Here is a 19,198-nt window from a genome sequence, read left to right on the forward strand (position 1 = left end):
GCGATGCTCGCGAACAGGAAGATCCGCGTCCTCGTCATCGACGATTCCGCCAGTGTCCGCCAGGCGATGACCACGATCCTTCAGGAAGATCCGGAGATCGAGGTGATCGGCGCCGCGCCCGATCCGTTCAGCGCCGCCCGCCGCATCCAGGAGGAAGTGCCCGACGTCATCACGCTGGACGTGGAAATGCCGCGCATGGACGGCATCACGTTCCTGCGAAAGCTGATGTCGCAGTGCCCGGTGCCGGTGGTCATGTGTTCGTCGCTGACGGAAGAGGGCTCCGAAACGCTGCTCCAGGCGATGGAAGCGGGCGCTGTGGACGTGATCCTGAAGCCGCGCATCGGCGTTGCCGACCATCTCGCCGAGCACAACCTCCAGATTCGCGACGTGGTGAAAGGGGCTTCCCGCGCGCGGGTGCGCGGACGGCCCTCAGTGCGCGAGGCAAAGCCGGAAGGCCCGCAGAGGAAGCTGACCGCCGATGCCGTGCTGCCGCCGCCGAGCGGCCGGGCCATGAGCCGCACCACCGAGATGGTGGTCTGCCTGGGCGCCTCCACCGGGGGCACCGAGGCGCTGCGCGAAGTGCTGGAGGCGCTCCCCGCCAATGCGCCGGGCGTCGTCGTGGTCCAGCACATGCCGGAGAACTTCACCCGCGCTTTCGCCAAGCGGCTGAACGGCCTCTGCGAAGTGGACGTGAAGGAAGCGGTGGACGGCGATCCGGTGCTGCGCGGCCATGTGCTGATCGCGCCGGGCGGCAAGCACCTGATGCTGGAGCGGCAGGGCGCGCGCTATCACGTCGCGGTCAAGGACGGTCCGCTGGTCTCGCGGCATCGTCCTTCGGTGGACGTGCTGTTCCGCTCCGCCGCGCGCGCGGCGGGCTCGAACGCGGTGGGCGTCATCATGACCGGCATGGGTGACGATGGCGCAAGGGGCCTGCTGGAGATGAAGCAGGCCGGCGCCCGCACGTTCGCGCAGGACGAGGCGAGTTCGATCGTCTTCGGCATGCCCAAGGAGGCCATCGCGCGCGGCGCGGCGGATCGGGTGATCCCGCTCGGCGCCATCGCCCGCGAACTGCTGGCGGCGACCAACCGCTGATGACGATGCAAGAATACGGCCAGGAACAGAGATTGCAGATGACCGATATCGCCACTTTCCCCGAACCCGTTCTGGCCCCATCCGTCCCGGCTGCGCCCTCGTTTTCAATGTCCCTCGATACCGGACCTTCGCTGGCGGAAATGAGCGAGGCCATCGCCGGCATCGCCGGAGGGCTCGACGCGCGCTTCGTGGCGGCGGGCACGGCACTGGCGCGGGCCTATGACATCGTCGAGGGGCTGGTCGGCGCGCTTGAAAGCGTGACCAATGCCTTCGAGCGCGACGCCGCCGATGCCGCCGTGGGTAATATGCGCGGCACCGCCGATCGGCTGATGCAGTTGCCGGCGATCCAGGCCGCGCGCAAGGAGGCGCTTGTTTCGATCGAGCGGGCCGGAACCGCGCTTTCGCACCAGATCGACCAGGTCAACCGCACGCTGAGCTTCCTGCGGATATGCGGCCTCAACATCAAGGTGGCGGCGGCTGGCTCGGGCGACTTTTCCGGCTTTGCCGATAGCATGTTCGTCAAGCTGGACCTGGGCGAAACCGAAATGGAAGGCCTCTCGCGAGAGATCGCCTGGCTGGCCGAAGCCGTGCCCGCGATGTTCGAGGTGGAACGCCAGCTGGCCGGGGAATGCGCGCTGGTGATCCCGCATATCCCGCGCAAGCTGTCCGACGATGCCGTGGCCTTGCAACGGCATCAGATCGATCTTGCCGAGCGCGCCTTGCGGATCGCGGAAGTGGCCCGCCATATTCGCGCGCAGGTCGGCACCGCGCTGGGCGCGCTCCAGGTGGGTGACAGCACCCGGCAGCGGCTGGAGCATCTGGCCGACGGGCTGATCGATATCGATGCCTTCATCGCCGCCCCCGGCGAGCTTCCGGCGGATGTCGCAGCCCTGATCGCGGACCACGCCGTGGCCCTGATCTCGGCGCAGGCGGTGGATACGCTGGAGACCTTCCAGCGCGAATCCCGCCTTCTCGCCAGCAGCCTGCGCGGCATCGGCCCGAGCGCCGCCAGCCTGCTCGAACTGCGCGAAGGGGGTGATTCCGAAGAAGGAAGCGGAGACGGCGTGTTCCTCCACCGGCTGGAGCGCAGCGTGGCAGACGTGGCGAGCGTGACCGAGCGGCTGCGAGAGGCCGATGCCCGTTCGAACCGTCTGAGCGGCCATGCCTCGAAGACGGCCGAGAACCTGGCGCAGCGTCTGGCGACGGTCCACCGCATTACCAGCGACGTGCAGCAGATGGCCTGGAACACGGACCTTCGCTGCTATCGCATGGGTGCGGAAGGGCGCGGACTGGCCGTGGTGGCGTCCGAAATTCGCGGTTTCGCCGCCACACTGGCGACGATCGCCTCCGGAATCGCCCAGTCATTCGACGGACTGACCGCTGCCGCTGCCGTCATCCGCGGCTCCGAGGACGGCGCTCCCGAGGATGTGGGGGCAGCCCTGACGGTATCGCTCGACTGCATCCGGGACGGCGGCGATCGCATGCGCTCCGGCCTCTCGGCACTCGACGAGGGCGCCGTCTCGGTCACGGCGATCCTGGAGGAAACCACCGGCGCGATCGACTGCGAGGAAGACGTGGGCGGCCCCCTCATGGCGATCGCCGAAAGGCTCTCGGGGCTCGGCCGCGAGGCAGCGGAAATCCCCGAGGCGGGCGAAGCGGCCTTTGGCACCTTGCTGGGATCGATCGCGGCGCGCTACACCATGGCCCGCGAACGCGAGGTGCACCGGGCCTTCCAGCCCGGCGCCGAAGCCGCGCCGAGTGCCGACCCGTTCGACCTCGATGACGACGATTTCGACGACGGTCTGTTTTAAGCAAGACGCGGTTGGGCGGGGTGTCGACACCGCCCGTTCGCGGGAAAGGTCCTCCGGCTTCAGTCACAAGACCTGCCCGGTTACGAGATCGCTCCCTCGCGTCCCGTTAGGCCAGGTCGCGCACTTTGGGTTCGCGGGCCCAGTGCCGCTTGGTACCGACCTTGATGAAGTCCTCCACGGGGATCACGCCATCGTCCTTTTCCACGCCGGCCTTGTCGAGGATCACTTGCGTGCCGGGGCAGTGGGCGATCGTCTTGCAATGGCCGAATGCGTCCATGAACCACTGGACCGCCGCTCCCTGCGTAGCCAGCTTCGCTGCCGCCTCGGGCATCAGGATGGACGCCACCGCATCGAACAGGACTGACGGCGATCCTGCCAGCTGGCCATCCGCCTCCAGCGTGCCGCCCTTTACCACAATGCCGCCGACCTTGGGTGCGACCAGGAAGGCGGTGCCGCCAGCCTTCTCGATCTGCTTGCGCAGAGTGTCGATCGCGGCCTTGTCCGATCCTTCCGCAAACAGGATGCCGACCTTGCGACCCGCCAGCGTATCGGCGGCCTTCTTCTGGATAGACAGGGCATCGGATGGCGCCATCTCGACCGGCGCACGCGCGGCTTTTGCCTTTTCGGGCAAGTCTATCGCCAGCCCTTCCGCCACGCGCTTTGCCAGCGTCTCATCGACATTGCGCAGGCGCGAGACGACCCGCTCGCGCACATGGGCCAGCGCCACCTTCGACAGTTCGAAGACTATGGCAGAGGCGATGTGCGCCTGCTCGTTGTCTGTCTGCGAATGATAGAACAGCGCGGCCTGGCTGTAGTGATCGGCGAAGAGTTCCGGCCGGATCCGCAGCTTTTCGCCGGGATCGTTGCGCTCCGCATTGTCCGGGAATGTGGTGAAGCCGGTTTCCGGGCAGGCGCGCGGGCCGCCGCTTTCGCCCGCATCGGGAAGGCTGTTCGGCTCGTAGTTCGCACGGCCGGTGGGTATCAGCGTTTGCATCATCCCGTCGCGCTGGAAGTTGTGGAATGGACATTTCGGAGCGTTGATCGGGATCTGGTGGAAGTTCGTGGTGCCCAGGCGCGACTTCTGCGTGTCGAGATATGAGAACAGGCGGCCTTGCAGCAGCGGGTCGTTGCTGAAATCGATCCCTGGGATCACATTGCTGGGCAGGAAGGCGACCTGCTCGGTTTCCGCGAAGAAATTGTCGACATTGCGGTCGAGCGTCAGGCGTCCGACGATGTCGAGCGGGATTTCCTCTTCGGGGATCAGCTTGGTCGCATCGAGCACGTCGTAGGGCTGCTTGTCTGCCCAGGCTTCGTCGAAGACCTGCACGGCCAGATCCCAGGCGGGGAAGTCGCCGGCTGCGATCGCTTCGAACAGATCGCGCCGGTGAAAGTCCGGATCCGCACCGGCGATCTTCACCGCCTCGTCCCAGACCAGCGATTCCATGCCCAGTACGGGGCGCCAGTGGAACTTGACGAACCTGCCTTCGCCCGCCTCGTTGACGAAACGGAACGTGTGGACGCCGAAACCTTCCATCATGCGCAAGGAGCGGGGGATCGCGCGGTCGGACATGGCCCACATCACCATGTGGAGCGTTTCGGGCATCAGCGATACGAAATCCCAGAAGGTATCGTGGGCGGAAGCCGCCTGCGGATAGCCTCGATCCGCCTCCATCTTGACCGAATGGACAAGGTCCGGAAACTTGATGGCGTCCTGGATGAAGAAGACCGGAATGTTGTTGCCCACCAGGTCCCAGTTCCCGGCCTCGGTATAGAACTTGACGGCAAAGCCCCGCACGTCGCGGGGGGTGTCGACGGAGCCCGCACCGCCTGCCACGGTCGAGAAACGGACGAAAGCCGGGCAGGTCTTGCCAGCCTCCTGAAAGATCGCCGCCTTGGTCAGTTCGGGTATCGCCTTGGTGCATTCGAAGACGCCGTGCGCGCCCGATCCGCGGGCATGGACGATGCGTTCGGGAATGCGCTCATGGTCGAAGTGGAAGATTTTCTCGCGCAGGATGAAGTCTTCGAGCAAGGTCGGGCCGCGTTCGCCTGCTTTCAGGCTGTTCTGGTTGTCGGCGATGCGGTGGCCGAAATTGTCGGTCAGAAATGCGCTGGCATCGGTCGCCTCGCCTGCGAGATCCTGGTGAAGTTCGCCGCCGTGGCCGGCACGCGCCTTGACGTTCGTCTGGCCGAAGCCGGGGCTGATTTCGTCGAGAAAATTGCTAGCAGCCGGGCTGCGATCCTCGGGGCGGGTTTCCTTGGGGTCGGGCATCGGGAAATCTCCTGACAATCGATAAACGGGCAAGAATAGGCGGGCAGGGGGCGACGGGCCTTCACTCTGCTAGTCAAATTCGCAGCGGCAGGACCCGTTCCCCGCCTGGCTCTCTCCTCGTCGCGCGGTCGGGGGAATTGGGCGCTGGGCCTCATTCGCTTCATGTTTGCGCGGCAGGTGTTGCGTCGCGAGCATATCCAGATGGCCCTCTATCCGCGCGACGCGTTCGTCGCCGGAAGGCAAGGGGGCTGGGACAGGATCCAGCGTCTTCCCCGCAAAGAAGTCGCGGGGAAGCTAACTGCTATTCGGCCTTCTCGGTCGTGCGTTGGGCGCCGTCATGCTCCTTTACGCCCGTTTGCTGTTCCTGCTCGAGTTCTTCGGCGTGCCAGAGGTTGCGTCCCGCGAAGACCAGGACAATGACGGCGAGCAGGATCGCGACCACCATTATTCCGGCGCGCCCGAGGCGACGCGAACTGGGCTTGTCCCCTTCCCGCATCATTGTCCCGTGTTCCGGGCGCGCTGGTCTTCGGGGTAGTCTTCCGGCTTGACGGTTCCCACCGAAGGACGATCCCCGATTTTCTCCGGCTTCTGCGGCCCTTCCGTCTGGTGGTGCGGGTCGACTGCATCGGGACGGGCGTCTCCCAGCGCGCCGCGCCGGGCTCCGGTAGCATCGGTGTCGGACATGATACTCTCCATCAGGTGGCGAAAGTTAAGCGCGCCGCAAGCCGGCTCGTTCCCGCACTGCGGCTTCTTTGATTGAAGATGATATAACGTATCATTGACAGCTGCGACGATGCGCCGCTAAGGCGATGATACATTGTCACATCGGGGGTTGTTTTGCGTTTCAGTGGTTTGTTCGTGTCCGGCGTTCTTGCGTCCGGCTGTCTGGCGGTGCCTGGCTTCGCTCAAGAGAGTTTGTCCGTCGATCTCGACGTGTCTGATCCCAGCGAAAGCAAGGATATCGTTGTGACCGGCAGTCGCTTTGGCGGCCGCACGGTCACCCAGTCGGCAACCCCGGTGGACTCGGTTTCGCGGGAGGCAATGGAACAGAGCGGCCGCGTGGACGTGATCCAGATGCTCAAGGTCCAGGTTCCCAGCTTCAACACGCCCCGGCCGATCGCTTCGGGCGTGGGCGACTATCTTCAGCCACCTTCGCTACGCGGCCTTGGCCCCGGCGAGGTTCTGGTGCTGGTCAACGGCAAGCGCCGCCACACTTCGGCGGATCTCAACGCCAGCAACGGCATCGGCCGCGGCGACGTTTCGGTCGACTTCAATGCCATTCCCTCGCTTGCGCTGTCGCGGGTGGAAGTGCTGCGGGACGGTGCTGCCGCCCAGTACGGTTCGGACGCGATTTCCGGCGTCATCAACATGATCCTCGACCGTTCGGTCGGAACCCGCGCGCAGGCGACCTACCTCCAGACCACCAAGGGCGACGGCGAGACTTACGAAGTCAGCGTGTCGAGCGGGCTGCGCATCGGCGATGACGGCGTGCTGCGGCTGACAGCGGCCTATCAGGATCACGGCGCGAGCAACCGCGCGCGCGCCGATACACGCCAACAGTATTTCGGCACGAACGCGGCGGGCGCCCTGGTCATGCCATCCAGCTATTACGGCTCGGGTACAGGCCTGACGGCGCCGAACGGCGCACTCGATCCGCGCGAGGCGGGCTTCGACCGCAATGTCTTCTTCCAGGGCGACCAGCCCAATACGAACAAGCAGATCTTCTACAACTTCGTGGCGCCCATCCCCGGCGGGGCGGAATTCTACTCGTTCGGCGGATACAATCGCATCGATGGCGACATCACCTATTTCTTCCGGCGCGCCGGACAGGACGAAACCTTACGAACGCTCTATCCGGACGGCTACAGCCCCGGTCTGAAATCGCGGGTCGAGAATTTTTCGACCGCCATCGGCCTGCGCGGCGACGATCTGGCCGGCTTCGGCTGGGACCTGTCGAGCGCCTACGGCGTCAATTCGCAGGATCTGACCTACAAGAACAGCGTCAACGTCTCGCTAGGCGCCAATTCGCCGACCCGCTTCTATCGCAGCGGTGCGGACTTCTATCAGTGGACCAGCAACCTCGACCTTACGCGAGAGATTCCGCTGGGCGATGCCGACCCGCTGAAGATCGCCTTCGGACTGGAATATCGAGAGGAAACCTACCGGCTCTTCTCCGGCGATCCGGCCGGCTATGTCGATGGCGGGGTACCGATCCTCGACGGTCCGAATGCCGGCAAACCGGCAATTCCCGGCGCCCAGCCCGGACCCAGCAACGGCCCGGACGACCGCGCGTCGCTCGGTCGGCACAGTTATGCGATCTATGGCGAGGCGGAGAAGACCTTCTTTGACCGCCTGCTCGTCTCCGGCGCGATCCGCCATGAGAATTACTCGGATTTCGGCACGACCACCAATTTCAAGGTCGCGGGCCGCCTTGGTCTGATCGGGGACTGGGCTTTGCGCGGTTCGTACAATACCGGCTTCCGGGCACCGGCGCTCGCGCAATCGGGATACAACGCCTCGAATACATTGATCCTCAATGGCGCGCAGGCGATCGTGCGGGTTGCGGCGGTCGACACCGCAGCGGCGCGGCTTGCCGGGGCGACCGACCTGAAACCGGAAACATCGAAGAATATCTCCATCGGGACCGTGTACCAGACCGGCGGACTGACGCTCACGCTCGATGCCTACAATATCAAGGTGAAGGACCGCATTGCGATCTCCTCGACCTTCCAGGACAGCCGTCTGACCAACTATCTGGCCGCCAATGGACAGTCCGGCTTCGCGGCAATTTCATTCCTGACGAATGCCGTCGATACGGATACCAAGGGCGTCGATCTGGTCCTCAATTACCGGCACCGCTTCGGAGACGGCAGCCGCCTGGGCCTGACGCTGGCAGGCAATTACAACAAGACGACGTTCGACCGCATCGCAGGAACGCCCGCTCCGATCGCGGCGCTCGGCATCACCACGCCCCTGTTCGATCTCACGCAGCAGTTGCGGTTCTCGGACAGTCTTCCGCGCAACAAGGTGACGCTCGATCTGAACTACACGCGCGGGCCGTTCAGCGTCTCGGTTACGAACACGCGGTACGGTGAGGTTTCGACGGTTGCCTTGACGAACCGGACGCCTGCGCAGATCGCCGTGTTGACGCCCGGCTACGATACCACGCTGGTACCTGTCGCCGGCAGCGCCAACTCCGACATCATCCAGCATTTCGGCGCGAAAGTGCTGACCGACCTGGAACTGTCCTGGCAGGCGACCACAGCGCTCCGCCTGAGCGCCGGCGCCCAGAACCTGTTCGATGTCTATCCGGACGAGAACATTGCTTCCACCGCCGCCAGTGTCGCGGCGGGAACCAACGGCGCCGATAATGCCGGAACGCAGCCCTACAACGCCATCTCCCCGTTCGGCTTCAACGGTCGCACTGTCTTCGTGCGCGCCGGCCTCAGCTTCTGAACAGGCATCGGAGACCATCATGACCCGTACTTCTTCCCGGCGCCTGCCGACACTCGCGCTCGGCCTGCTGCTGACTGGCGTGGTCCCCGCCACGGACGCTCAGGCTCAGACTGCCGATGCATCCCGGATCGGCAGGAGTGCCGTGCCGAAGGCTCCCGAATTCCAGGAGCTTTACGACTTCGACGCCGCAGCGAAAACATTGGCCGATGCGACGTTCCCTTACGAAAGCCGGGTGCATCGCGCTCATGTGGTCATGCTGGCCGAGCAAGGCATCGTCACGCATGCCCAGGCTGCTGCCATCCTGCGCGGCCTTGATCAGGTCGATGCGAAGGCTGCGAGCGATCCTCCCTTGCGCACCTATCTTCCTTATGAGGCGGCGCTCATCAAGGCGATCGGGCCGGTGGCCGGACGGATGCACACCGGCCGCAGCCGCAACGACCTCGCCAACACCGTCAACCGGATGTTCTACCGGGATCAGATCAACCGCACGATCGAGGCTCTGATCGGCCTCCGCACGGCGGTGGTGAACAAGGCGGCGGACAATCTCGACACGGTCATGGTGGTCTATACCCACCGCAAGGAAGCACAGCCGATCACGCTCGGCCATTATCTGATGGCGATCTCGGAGAGCCTCGGAAAGAGCATCGATCGCTACGAGCAGCTCTACGTACGGATGAACCAGAACCCGCTGGGCGCGGCGGCATCGGCCGGCACTGGTTGGCCCCTGGACCGCGAGAGGACGGCTGCGCTGCTGGGCTTCGATGGACTTGTCGTCGATACGATAGAAGGCACGGCGGGCTGGGACCACATCGCCGAGTTCGCTTCGGACAACGCGATCTATCTGAGCGGCCTGAGCCGCCTCGGTTCGGAAATCCAGCTCTGGACCAGCGACGAATATCGATCCGCCGAACTCGATCCTGCTTTCGCGGGCACCAGCAGTATCATGCCGCAGAAGAAGAACCCGGATTCGATAGAACGATCACGCGCCATCGCGTCCAATTCCGTTGGCCAGCTCGTCTCGATCCTGACCTCTCTCAATTCGATCGAATATCAGCACAGTGTCGCGCGCGTGCCGCTGGAGCCGCGCTCGCTGGACGCGATGATCGCCGCGACACATGCCATGACCGGCGTGGTCCGTACGCTGCAACCGAACAAACCGCAGATGCTGCGCTATGCCGCGCAGAACTTCTCCACCATGACCGATCTTGCCGACGCGCTAGTGCGGGAAAGCGGTATCGATTTCCGCGAAGCGCACGAAGTCATCGCGCGCGTGGTCAATGCCGCGATCGATCAGGCGAAAACGGCAGATCAGATCACCGTCGAGATGATCGAAACGGCGGCACAGGCGCAGCTCGGCCACCGGTTGAACCTGTCGGCTGCCGCCGTGCGCGATGCGCTCGATCCTGCAAAGAACGTATCACGCCGCGACGGCATCGGCGGGCCTGCCCCAAGTTCCGTGGCAAGGATGATCGCCGACACGCGCAAGCAATTGGACGAAGAAAGGACGAGGCTAGGCAAACGCGAGAAGAGCGTCGTGACGGCCAGCACGGCTCTCGATCGGAGCGTGAACGAAATTCTGTCCCGGTGAAGCCCTCGGGGGCCGGTATCGTCCTTGCCAACAAAGGTCGCAAATGAAGCGTTTGGGCCACATCAATGCCGGAAAGAGATGGTCATGAAAAAGTATCGGCCCACTTGGTCGTAGATCGTCGTGTCCTTGTAGACGGGGTAGATCTGCGGCGGATCGATGCCGGTCAGATTGCGCACGCCGAGCGATGCAGTTAGGCCGTCGTCCAGGCGGTATGAGATCGAGACATCCGCGTAGGCATGGGCGGAAATCGCGTAGCGGTCGAAGACCTCGCCGGATTCCGCATTGATTTCGTACCGGCTGGCGCCAAGGAAGCGCAGGTCCGTCTGCGCGATGAGCCGGCCGATTTCCCAGACGACCCTCGCGGTGGCCTGGATGCGAGGATGCTCCGAATCTCCCGCATAGCGAACGTTCCCGGTGGTCACCCCCGGCGTGCTTTCCACCAGTTGCTGCAGCAGGTAGGTGCCGTTCGCCTCGATGCCGATCTTTCCGGCGCCCAGCCTGCCGTGATAGCGCATACCGAAGTCGATGCCGCGCGCCGTCAGGCGCTGGGCGTTGACCTGGCTTGTCGATACCGAATTCACACGGCCATCGACGGAGCTTCGGGCTATGGCGTCGCAGAAGATGTTGTCGATCGTCGGCAGGTCGACGCACAGGTTCAGGATCGTGGTATAGCTGAACTGGGTGATGGCATCGCGAATGTCGATGTTCCAATAGTCCAACGTGAGTTCGAACCCGGGCAGCGTCGCGGGGCTAACTACGGCGCCCAGCGTCAGGCTGTTGGACGTCTCGGGCCGAAGATCGGGGTTGCCCCGGGTCGTGATGACCGGGCCGACCTTGAAGTCTCCCAGCGGCACGAGGATGCCCAGCGCCTTGCAGTTCGCCGAACGGGTGGCGCTCTGGAAATAGTCCGCCGCCTCGCACGGGTCGGTGATCGAGCCGCTCTGCCGCGAGATCGGGACTTCGTAGAGTTCGCCGAAGTTGGGCACGCGCACGCTGCGTGAACGCATCGCACGCAGCATCAGGCCCCGTATCGGGGTCCAGGTACCGCCCAGCTTCCAGGTGCCGGTGGCGCCGACCGAACTGTACCGCGAAAGGCGGTACGCTGCCTCGAGATCGACGCTGCGGGCGAGCGGGAGGTCGCGCAGGACGGGCGCCTTGGCCTCGGCGAAGAGTTCCCAGACGCTGAATGCGGCGTCGAGGTTCGGGTGCACGGTATAGCCCGATCCGCCATAGGCATATTCGGATGCGGCAAGCGGGTCGTCGCGGGTGTGCAGGGTCTCGCGGCGATGCTCCAGGCCCAGCACGGCCATGAGCGGGCCTTGCGGAAGCTGCAGGGGCGCGCCATCGATGTCGAGCCCCCAGATCGACTGGGTATTGACCCGGCGCTCCCTGCGCATGCCGAGAACGTAGTCGGACAGCGCGGCAGAGGGCGGGGCAAGGCTGAATATGTCGAGCGGCTCACAGCCCTGCTCACGGGCCACCGGATCCCGGCACGCCGGCAGCCCGGTCTGCGGATCGGTGATGACGTCACGCGCGGCGAGCCAGTGCGATACATAGGGAATATCCGTGGTGCGCACGTTGTCGACCGTGCGGCCATATTGCTGCGAGACCTGCCAGTGGAAGCTGTCTCCCAAAGGGCCTTCCAACTGCTGTCCGACGGTGAGGCTGCGGCGGCGGTGATATTCGCGCATCACCGGGAAATTTCCATAAGTGCGCTCGATGTCGAGCCGGCTCAACCCGTTGGCGACCATGAAATCACGCAAGGCGGGCGGCAAGAAAGGATTGTCGAGATACGCCACCGAGCCACCGGCGCCGTTGAACCACATGGTGCGGCTGTCGTCGCGGTGACGGGGGAAGCCGGCGGTGCCGCGATAGTTCGAGGCGCCGAAATCGGCATAGGCGCGGTACGTGATGCTGTCGGTCAGTTCGTAGTCGAGGCGGCCGAGCGCGGCCAGCGAGTCCAGCCCACCGCGCAGCTGGTCGGTATCGCGCAGGTTCCGGCCGTCACCGCCGTTCCCGTAACTGAAATGGCCGGGATAATACGTCTCGTCATAATGCGCCGGACGTGGGGTTCCGCCATCGACGATCCAGGACTGTCCTGCGAAGTAGAAGCTGGGCTGATATGAAAAGTAGATCTGCCGGAAATCGGGAATGGTGATCTGGTCGGGAATGCCGTCGTTGGCGCCGGTGTTGGCGGGGTTGGCGATGCTGCGGATGTATGTGGGATAACGCTGCGCATAATCGAGCGGAGCGATACGCGAATAGGTCATCCCTAGCGCCAGTGACCCGCGGCGATGGGCGAAGGTGGTCCCGGTGGACAGCGAGAGGCTGGTTTCGGAAGCATCGCCTTCCTGGGAAATGCCCTGCGTCGCGGAAAGGTTGAGGCCTTCGAGCCGCTTCTTCGTCAAGATGTTGATCGCGCCGGTCACGGCGTCCGCGCCGTAGATCGCGGTGGCGCCTCCGGTGATGATCTCCATGCGTTCGATCATGGCGGCCGGGATCATCGTGATGTCGACGGCCGAGGATCGCGCCGATCCCGACACGCGGCGCATTCCGTCGATAAGGGTCAGGCTGCGGGCCGTGCCGAGGCCGCGCAGCGATACCGAGGAGACACCGGCGTCCCAGCCCTGACCGAAGGCATTGCCCAGCCCGATCCCCACGGCAACGGCGGGCTCGCGCGTCAGCACGTCGTAGGCGGTCGTGCGGCCCGCGCGCAGCCCCACTTCCATGTCGATCACGCGCAGCGGCATGGCGGTCCTGGCGGAATCCTGGGGAATACGCGATCCGGTGACGACGATCGGCTCCGCCGCTTCGACGATGGGCGGCGGCACCAGCGGCATGGGTTGGGCCACCAGAACCGCAACGCTGCCGTCGAACGACTGGACCCGCAAGCCGGATCCCGCGAGCAGCCTTTCGAGCGCCGCGCGCACCGGCAACCGTCCGCGCAGCCCCGATGTGCGGCGGCCCTTCACCGCCTCTCCGCCGACCAGCACCTGGATGTCCGCCTGGCGCGAAAACACGCGGATCGCATCGGCGGCCGGGCCGGGAGGGACATCGAAGCCGCGCTCGCGCGCCTCGGCGGGCGCGGCGCAGGCGATGCCCGCCACCAGCGGCACCAAGATCAGACGAGCGCGGGAAAGCATCGCGTGGCCGCCCTATGCCCGGCTCATTTCTTCTGGATGACGAGCATCCCTTCGCGCTCGACCACCTGGGCTCCGGCGAGGGCGGCTGCGGCCTTGGCGAATTCGGCGGGGCGGTCAGGCTTGAAGCGGCCCATGATCGTCATCCTGCCGATCGCCGGATCGGCGACCACGATCCGCGTGGCGTTCGCAGCGTTGAAGCGCGCGGCAGCCTCGGCAATCGAGGTGTCTTCGAACCAGAAACTCTGCGCCGAGGCAGCAGCCTTGCGCACGGACTCGGGATCGAGCGTCAGGGCATGGCCGGCGTGGAGCATCACCGCCTTGTCGCGCGCACCTTCGCTCCACACCCGGACGGTACCCTCGGTGACGCGCACCGCGCCGCCGTTGTCGCCTACCCGGCGCACCGAATAGACGGTGCCGGTCGCCTCGGCATAGACTTTGCCCGACTGGACGATGAAGGGGCGCGAGCGGTCCTTGGCGACGTGGAAGGTCGCCTCGCCGCGATCGAGCGTGATGCGCCGCGAACGGCCGTCGATGGCCGAACGGATCACGCCCCCCTTGCCCAGATCGACCGAGGAACCGTCCGCCAGCTGCGTGACGTGTGCCGAAGATGCCGAAGGGGCCCGCAGCACCGGGAGGGAGAATACCAGCGCGGCGAGGCTGGCCGCCACGGCCAGCCCGATGGCCACCGCGCGGCGCGGCATTTGATTAGGTGCCCTGGCTGGCTCTTCGGCTTGAATGGTCCGCTCGCCCGGCTCGTCATCGTTGCTGGGGGTCGGCACCGGGCTCGCGAGCGCGGCTTCTTCCATCGCGTAGTAGGACGCCTGCGCGCGCAGGTAGGCACCGGCGTGGCGGCGGTCCTGCGCCAGCCAGGCATCCAGTTCGGCCTGCTCGGCTTCGGTCAGTTCGGCGAGAGCATGGCGCGCGGCCCATGCCGCTGCCTCGCCGTCGATGCGTTCGCGCGCCTCGGGATCGGTCACGTGCTCGAACCTCCCCTGGTGTCGCGATCGGTGACGTCGCCTTCCGCATCCGCGAGCATCTTCATCACCCGGCGGATGCCGCGCGTGACGTGGTTTTCCACGCTATGTTCGCTGATGCCCAGATGCTGCGCGGTCTCCTTCTGCGACAGCCCATGCAGGCGGCGCAATTCGATGACGCGGCGGCATGTAAGCGATACCGTCGATAGAAATCCGTCGATGCGCAACAACTCCTGCCTGGCTTCCGCCGCGCGATCGGCGCGGGGATAATCATCCTCGACGCCGCACAGCTCGTTTTCCGTCAAGGATTTCTCACCCGCGACTTTGGCCCGGCGAAAAATGTCCATCGCGATCGAGCGCACAGTGGTGAAAAAATAGGCGCGGCCGTTGTCGATGTGGTCGGTCGAGGCGAGTGCGGCCAGCCGGCAGTACGCTTCCTGCACCACATCGTCGACGTCAAGCGAAGAGCCGTAGCGACGCGCCAGCCAGCCGCGCACGGCTCCTTCGTGAGGCAGGATTTCCCGCGCCACCCATCTGGCAATATTGTCGCGTTCTGCCGTCATGGCCGCGCCCGAATCCCGATTTTCTTATCAGCGCCGTCGACCCATGCCGACCTCGCATCGCGCCCTAGGCTTGGTTGTGTGACGGGATGATTACACTCGCCGTGGACGGCGCCACGGTCCACCGATTACGCAAAAGTGCAATAAATTCGACCACAAAGTGTAATTTAATTTCAGGTGACGGAAACTTTTTGGAACGTCGTCTCAGGGCTGTCTGCTGGTTGCAGGGGGGCCGATTTTACCATGTCGTTTTCGCATTACCTGAATTTCGCATCGCTGGGCGCCGTTGCGCTCGCCACCAGCCAGCCGGCATTCGCCGCCGAGGAACCCTCGGGCGACATCGTCGTTACCGGCAGCGCCCTGCGCAACAAGGAAGCGATCACCCAGCGCCGCGAAGGGCTGGGCATCGTGGACTCCGTCAGCCAGGACGACACCGGGGATCTTGCCGACGAGACCGTGGCCGAAGCGCTGATCCGCCTGCCGGGCGTCAACGACATGCAGACGCTCTATGGCGAGCAGACCGCGAAATACCTGTCGATACGCGGCATTTCGCCCGATCTCAATTTCGTCTCGTTCGACGGCATCGGCATGTTTTCCGCCGCCAACGACGGCGCGGGCAGCCGGCGCGTGGACCTGGCGCTGATCCCGACGCAGGTGGCGCAGACCACGCAGGTCTTCAAGACTTTCACCCCCGACATCGACGGCGGCGTGATCGGCGGTGCGACCAACATCGTGCCCTACAGCGCGCTCGAAGGCCGCGACCAGTGGTACGTCAGCTCCCGCGCCCAGTACCGGCCCAGCTCCACCGACGTCTATGCCAGGAACAGCCTGGGCGATTACGTCGATACGAAGTTCGGCGGCACGCTCAAGGGCCTGTGGGTCAAGCGCTTCGGATCGGAAGGGCAGTTCGGCGTCGTCGCCAGCGCGGTCTACACGCAGGAGAGCTGGACCGCCTCCAAGCCCAACGTCAACGCCCGCACCTACCTCAACGATGCCGGCAAGGCGGCTGCGGCGGATCTGTCGGACTGGGACGGCAATGCGGCGATGCCCAACCGCATTCGTACGCTGAACTACACGAAGTTCCGCAGGCTCTACGGTGGCTATCTCGGCCTCGAATACCGCGCCGCGCCGAACGTGACGCTGTCGGCATCGGTGTTCGACTACCGGCAGGACGAGGACCAGACGCTCAACGACTACCGCGTCGATTCGATCGCCAGCCCCACTTATCTCAGCCCCACCGTCGCACGCATGAAGATCGGCGTAATCCGGCCTTTCGTAAACTACGACCGCTTCAACACCGAGTTTCGCGGCGGCATCCTCAAGGGCAAGTGGGAGATCGACCCGGCGACCGTCCTGGAGGCGCGTGGGGGCTACGGCCTCTCCACCTTCCGCAACACCGATCTCGGCGTCGGCTACTCCTACAGTCCGAAGGCTGACTACGTCACCGTGGACATGACGAACCCGCGCCCGACTTTCGTGTTCGAAAACCCGGCGGACATGACGAACATCGCCAATTTCACGGGCTATTCGGCGGCCGACATCACCAACCGGGCGGACTTCGAATCCTGGGAAGGCCGCGCCGACCTGAAGCACAACTACGGCGCCGACACGCTCGGCTTCGGCTTCGCGGCGGGCATCGACGCACGCACCGTAGACGCGGTGCGCGACCAGACGACGATCAACTACAACAAGCCCGCCGGCGGCCTCGGAGACCTGGGCTTCGTGCCCGAGCAGACCTCGTTCGGCTTCCCGTACCAGTCCGTCTACATCGACCTTGCGAAGTTCAATGCGGCCGTGAAACCCTCGCTCACCGTCAACGAGACGTCGAGCCTCAGTGCATCCTACGCGGGTGACTACGGCTATCGCGAAACGATCCTGGCGGGTTACGCCAGCGCCATGTTCGCCACCGAGCGGACCCGCGTGATCGCGGGCCTGCGCCTTGAGGACGTGGACTACCGCGCGGACGTTCCGCAGCGGGTGGGAAGCGTCTACGACGGCACCACGCAGGTCTACAACGGCGGCTACCGCTATGTCCTGCCATCGGCCAGCGTGTCGCAGGAGCTTGGCGACATGCTGCGGCTGCGCGCTGCCTACTCCAAGTCGCTGGGCCGCCCGGCCTTCTCCGACATCGCGCAGGCCGAACTCGTCAACAACGAGAGCCTGACGATCACCAAGGGCAACCCCGACCTCAAGCCGCGCAAGTCGAACAACTTCGACCTCGCGCTGGAACAGTATTTCAACGGGGGCAACGGCCTCGTCGCGGTGAGCGGCTTCTACAAGAAGATCAGCGACGAGATCTTCGACTTGCGCACCCAGCAGGAGCGCGGCGGCGTCCTCTACGACGTGACGACGCCGCTCAACGCCACCAGCGCCTCGATCAAGGGCATTGAGTTCCAGTTCATCGACAACGGCATCGGCTGGCTTCCCGATCCGCTGCGGGACCGGCTCGGCGTTTCGTTCAATGTCGCGCGGATGTGGGCGCACATGAGCTATAAGTCGGGCGAGGACACCATCGAGCGCGACAACCTGCTGTTCCAGCCCGACTGGGTGATCAACGGCAGCGTGTTCTATCGCATCTTCCACGATGGCGAGATCCGCGTCGCTTACCGCTGGGCAGACCGCAATCTCAATACCGTCAACGCGCAGCCTTATGCCGACTACGTGCTCAAGGCGCGAGGCCAGATGGACGCGTCGCTGCGGCTGCCGGTGACGCCGAACCTGATCGTCAAGCTGGAGGCGAACAACCTGCTGGGCGACGACTACTCGATGATGCACGGCTATTATTCCGAGCGCTACACGCTGAGCCAGGACCGCAAGTTCTTCCTCGACATCGTGTTCAAGCACTGAGGCGCTGGACATGAGCACTTTCACCCGCCGCCGCCTGTTGCAGAAGTCCGCGCAGGGCCTCGCGTTCTCCGCCGGGGCCACGCTAATGCCACCCAACGTGCAGAAGGTGCTGGCGCAAGGTCCGCGCCGCAGCGGATCGATCCGCGACATCAGGCATGTCGTCATGTTGATGCTGGAGAACCGCAGCTTCGACCACTATTTCGGCACCCTGCCGGGGGTGCGCGGCTTCGGTGATCCAAGCGCGATGACGCTCTCGACCGGGCGCAGCGTGTTCCATCAGCCGGATGCGCTGAACCCGGACGGGTACATGCTGCCCTTCCACCTCGACACCGCCGACCATGCCGAGCTGATCCCCTCCACCAGCCATGCCTGGGCCACGCAGCACGCGGCGTGGAACGGCGGCAGGATGGACAACTGGCTCCCCGCGCACCGCGCGGCGGACGGAGCGCATGGTCCTTACACGATGGGGTACTTCAGGCGAGAGGACATCCCGTTCCACCACGCGCTCGCCGATGCCTTCACGATCTGCGACGGCTATCACTGTTCCGTCCTCAGCTCGACCCGGCCCAACCGGCTCTACTACCTGACGGGCACGATCGACCCCGAGGGACTCTCGGGCGGCCCCCACACCACCCAGAAGACCCCGCCGGAGGGCCTGCGCTGGAAAACCTATGCAGAGCGCCTGGAAGAAGCCGGCGTCAGCTGGAAAGTCTATCAGCATGCGGACAGCGGCACCGGCTTCAACGTCCTGCGCCTGTTTCGCCAGTTCATGGACGCTGCGCCGGGCTCGCCGCTGCGGTTGAAGGGAATGCCGTCCGCTTCCGACGGCGAGTTCGAGTGGGACGTGATGCACGATGCCCTGCCTACGGTGACGTGGCTCTGCCCGAGCCAGGAAGCGTCCGAGCATCCCCACGATTCCATCCCCTCCGCAGGCGCGGAGTTCATCGCCGGCAAGCTCGATGCGCTGGCCGCCAATCCCGATGTCTGGGCCAAGACCGCGTTCATCATCAACTACGACGAGAACGACGGCCTGTTCGATCACGTAGCCCCTCCGGTCGCACCCGAGGGCACGCCGCACGAATACGTGAACGGCGTGCCCATCGGCGCGGGGTTCCGCGTGCCGTGCATCATCGCCTCGCCGTGGACGGCAGGTGGCTGGGTGTGCAGCCAGAACTTCGACCATACCTCGGTCCTGCAATTGCTCGAACAGGTGACGGGCGTGCGTGAACCCAACATCTCGCCGTGGCGGCGGCGCACTTTCGGCGATCTGACCGCCGCCTTCCGCTTCGGCGAGGCTCCGGCCCAGCCGCCGCAACTGCCCAGCACTGCCGGGCGGTTCCACCGCGGGCGCCACGCGAAAGGTCACCTGACCTCGCCGCCGCTGCCTGCCGAGGCGCAGCAGCCGCCGGTGCAGGAGCGGGGCTCGCGCAACCGCATCACCTGAGCGCGCCGCCGCTC

The 19,198-nt window shown here is 65.0% G+C and carries 12 protein-coding genes; 6 read left to right on the forward strand and 6 right to left on the reverse strand.

Features of this window, described 5'->3' with window-relative positions; all coding sequences use genetic code 11:
• The first annotated feature begins 3 nt into the window (after positions 1-3).
• Together ACI3K3_RS01055 and ACI3K3_RS01060 are read left to right on the forward strand one after the other, a co-directional pair.
• Complete coding sequence (locus tag ACI3K3_RS01055) at positions 4-1,092, forward strand: chemotaxis response regulator protein-glutamate methylesterase (RefSeq protein WP_404911516.1); 1,089 nt, start codon at positions 4-6, stop codon at positions 1,090-1,092.
• Entirely contained in the window at positions 1,092-2,903 is a 1,812-nt protein-coding gene (locus tag ACI3K3_RS01060) for a hypothetical protein (RefSeq protein ID WP_404911517.1), read from the forward strand. Before ACI3K3_RS01055 ends, ACI3K3_RS01060 begins: the two co-directional genes overlap by 1 nt.
• Before the next feature lie 106 nt (positions 2,904-3,009).
• Here ACI3K3_RS01060 and ACI3K3_RS01065 read toward each other — a convergent pair whose 3' ends face one another.
• The 3 genes from ACI3K3_RS01065 to ACI3K3_RS01075 all read right to left on the reverse strand — a co-directional run bounded on the left by ACI3K3_RS01065 (position 3,010) and on the right by ACI3K3_RS01075 (position 5,856).
• Positions 3,010-5,172 carry a catalase gene (locus ACI3K3_RS01065; protein WP_404911518.1) on the reverse strand — a complete coding sequence of 721 codons (2,163 nt, stop codon included), beginning with the start codon at positions 5,170-5,172 and terminating at the stop codon, positions 3,010-3,012.
• Positions 5,173-5,473: 301 nt separating this feature from the next.
• A complete protein-coding gene (locus tag ACI3K3_RS01070) occupies positions 5,474-5,671 on the reverse strand; it encodes a hypothetical protein (protein WP_404911519.1) in 198 nt (65 codons plus the stop codon).
• Positions 5,668-5,856, reverse strand: coding sequence for a hypothetical protein (locus tag ACI3K3_RS01075; protein WP_404911520.1), 189 nt, complete (start codon positions 5,854-5,856; stop codon positions 5,668-5,670). Before ACI3K3_RS01075 ends, ACI3K3_RS01070 begins: the two co-directional genes overlap by 4 nt.
• Positions 5,857-6,105: 249 nt before the next feature.
• Between ACI3K3_RS01075 and ACI3K3_RS01080 the strand changes: the two genes are divergently transcribed.
• Both ACI3K3_RS01080 and argH read left to right on the forward strand, forming a co-directional pair.
• Entirely contained in the window at positions 6,106-8,628 is a 2,523-nt protein-coding gene (locus ACI3K3_RS01080) for a TonB-dependent receptor plug domain-containing protein (protein ID WP_404911521.1), read from the forward strand.
• 19 nt (positions 8,629-8,647) lie between these two features.
• The gene (gene argH, locus ACI3K3_RS01085) at positions 8,648-10,216 is read left to right on the forward strand and encodes an argininosuccinate lyase (RefSeq protein ID WP_404911522.1); all 1,569 of its coding nucleotides are present in this window, start codon (positions 8,648-8,650) and stop codon (positions 10,214-10,216) included.
• Between the two features lie 62 nt (positions 10,217-10,278).
• On the opposite strand, the gene ACI3K3_RS01090 is transcribed toward argH, so the two are convergent.
• Genes ACI3K3_RS01090 through ACI3K3_RS01100 form a run of 3 tightly spaced genes read right to left on the reverse strand, consistent with a single transcriptional unit; the run spans position 10,279 to position 14,896 of the window.
• Positions 10,279-13,359: a TonB-dependent receptor domain-containing protein gene (locus ACI3K3_RS01090; RefSeq protein ID WP_404911523.1), complete on the reverse strand. Its 3,081-nt coding sequence runs from the start codon at positions 13,357-13,359 to the stop codon at positions 10,279-10,281.
• Between the two features lie 23 nt (positions 13,360-13,382).
• Positions 13,383-14,336, reverse strand: coding sequence for a FecR family protein (locus ACI3K3_RS01095; RefSeq protein ID WP_404911524.1), 954 nt, complete (start codon positions 14,334-14,336; stop codon positions 13,383-13,385).
• Positions 14,333-14,896, reverse strand: coding sequence for an RNA polymerase sigma factor (locus ACI3K3_RS01100; RefSeq protein WP_404911525.1), 564 nt, complete (start codon positions 14,894-14,896; stop codon positions 14,333-14,335). The genes ACI3K3_RS01095 and ACI3K3_RS01100 overlap by 4 nt, the downstream gene beginning before the upstream one ends.
• A gap of 240 nt (positions 14,897-15,136) precedes the next feature.
• Between ACI3K3_RS01100 and ACI3K3_RS01105 the strand changes: the two genes are divergently transcribed.
• Positions 15,137-17,740 (forward strand): TonB-dependent receptor, encoded by a 2,604-nt coding sequence (locus tag ACI3K3_RS01105; protein WP_404911526.1) that lies wholly within the window; start codon positions 15,137-15,139, stop codon positions 17,738-17,740.
• A gap of 10 nt (positions 17,741-17,750) precedes the next feature.
• Positions 17,751-19,184, forward strand: coding sequence for an alkaline phosphatase family protein (locus tag ACI3K3_RS01110; protein WP_404911527.1), 1,434 nt, complete (start codon positions 17,751-17,753; stop codon positions 19,182-19,184).
• Positions 19,185-19,198 lie beyond the last annotated feature (14 nt).

It is taken from the genome of Novosphingobium sp. ZW T3_23 (assembly GCF_044987305.1).
Taxonomy (GTDB): domain Bacteria; phylum Pseudomonadota; class Alphaproteobacteria; order Sphingomonadales; family Sphingomonadaceae; genus Novosphingobium.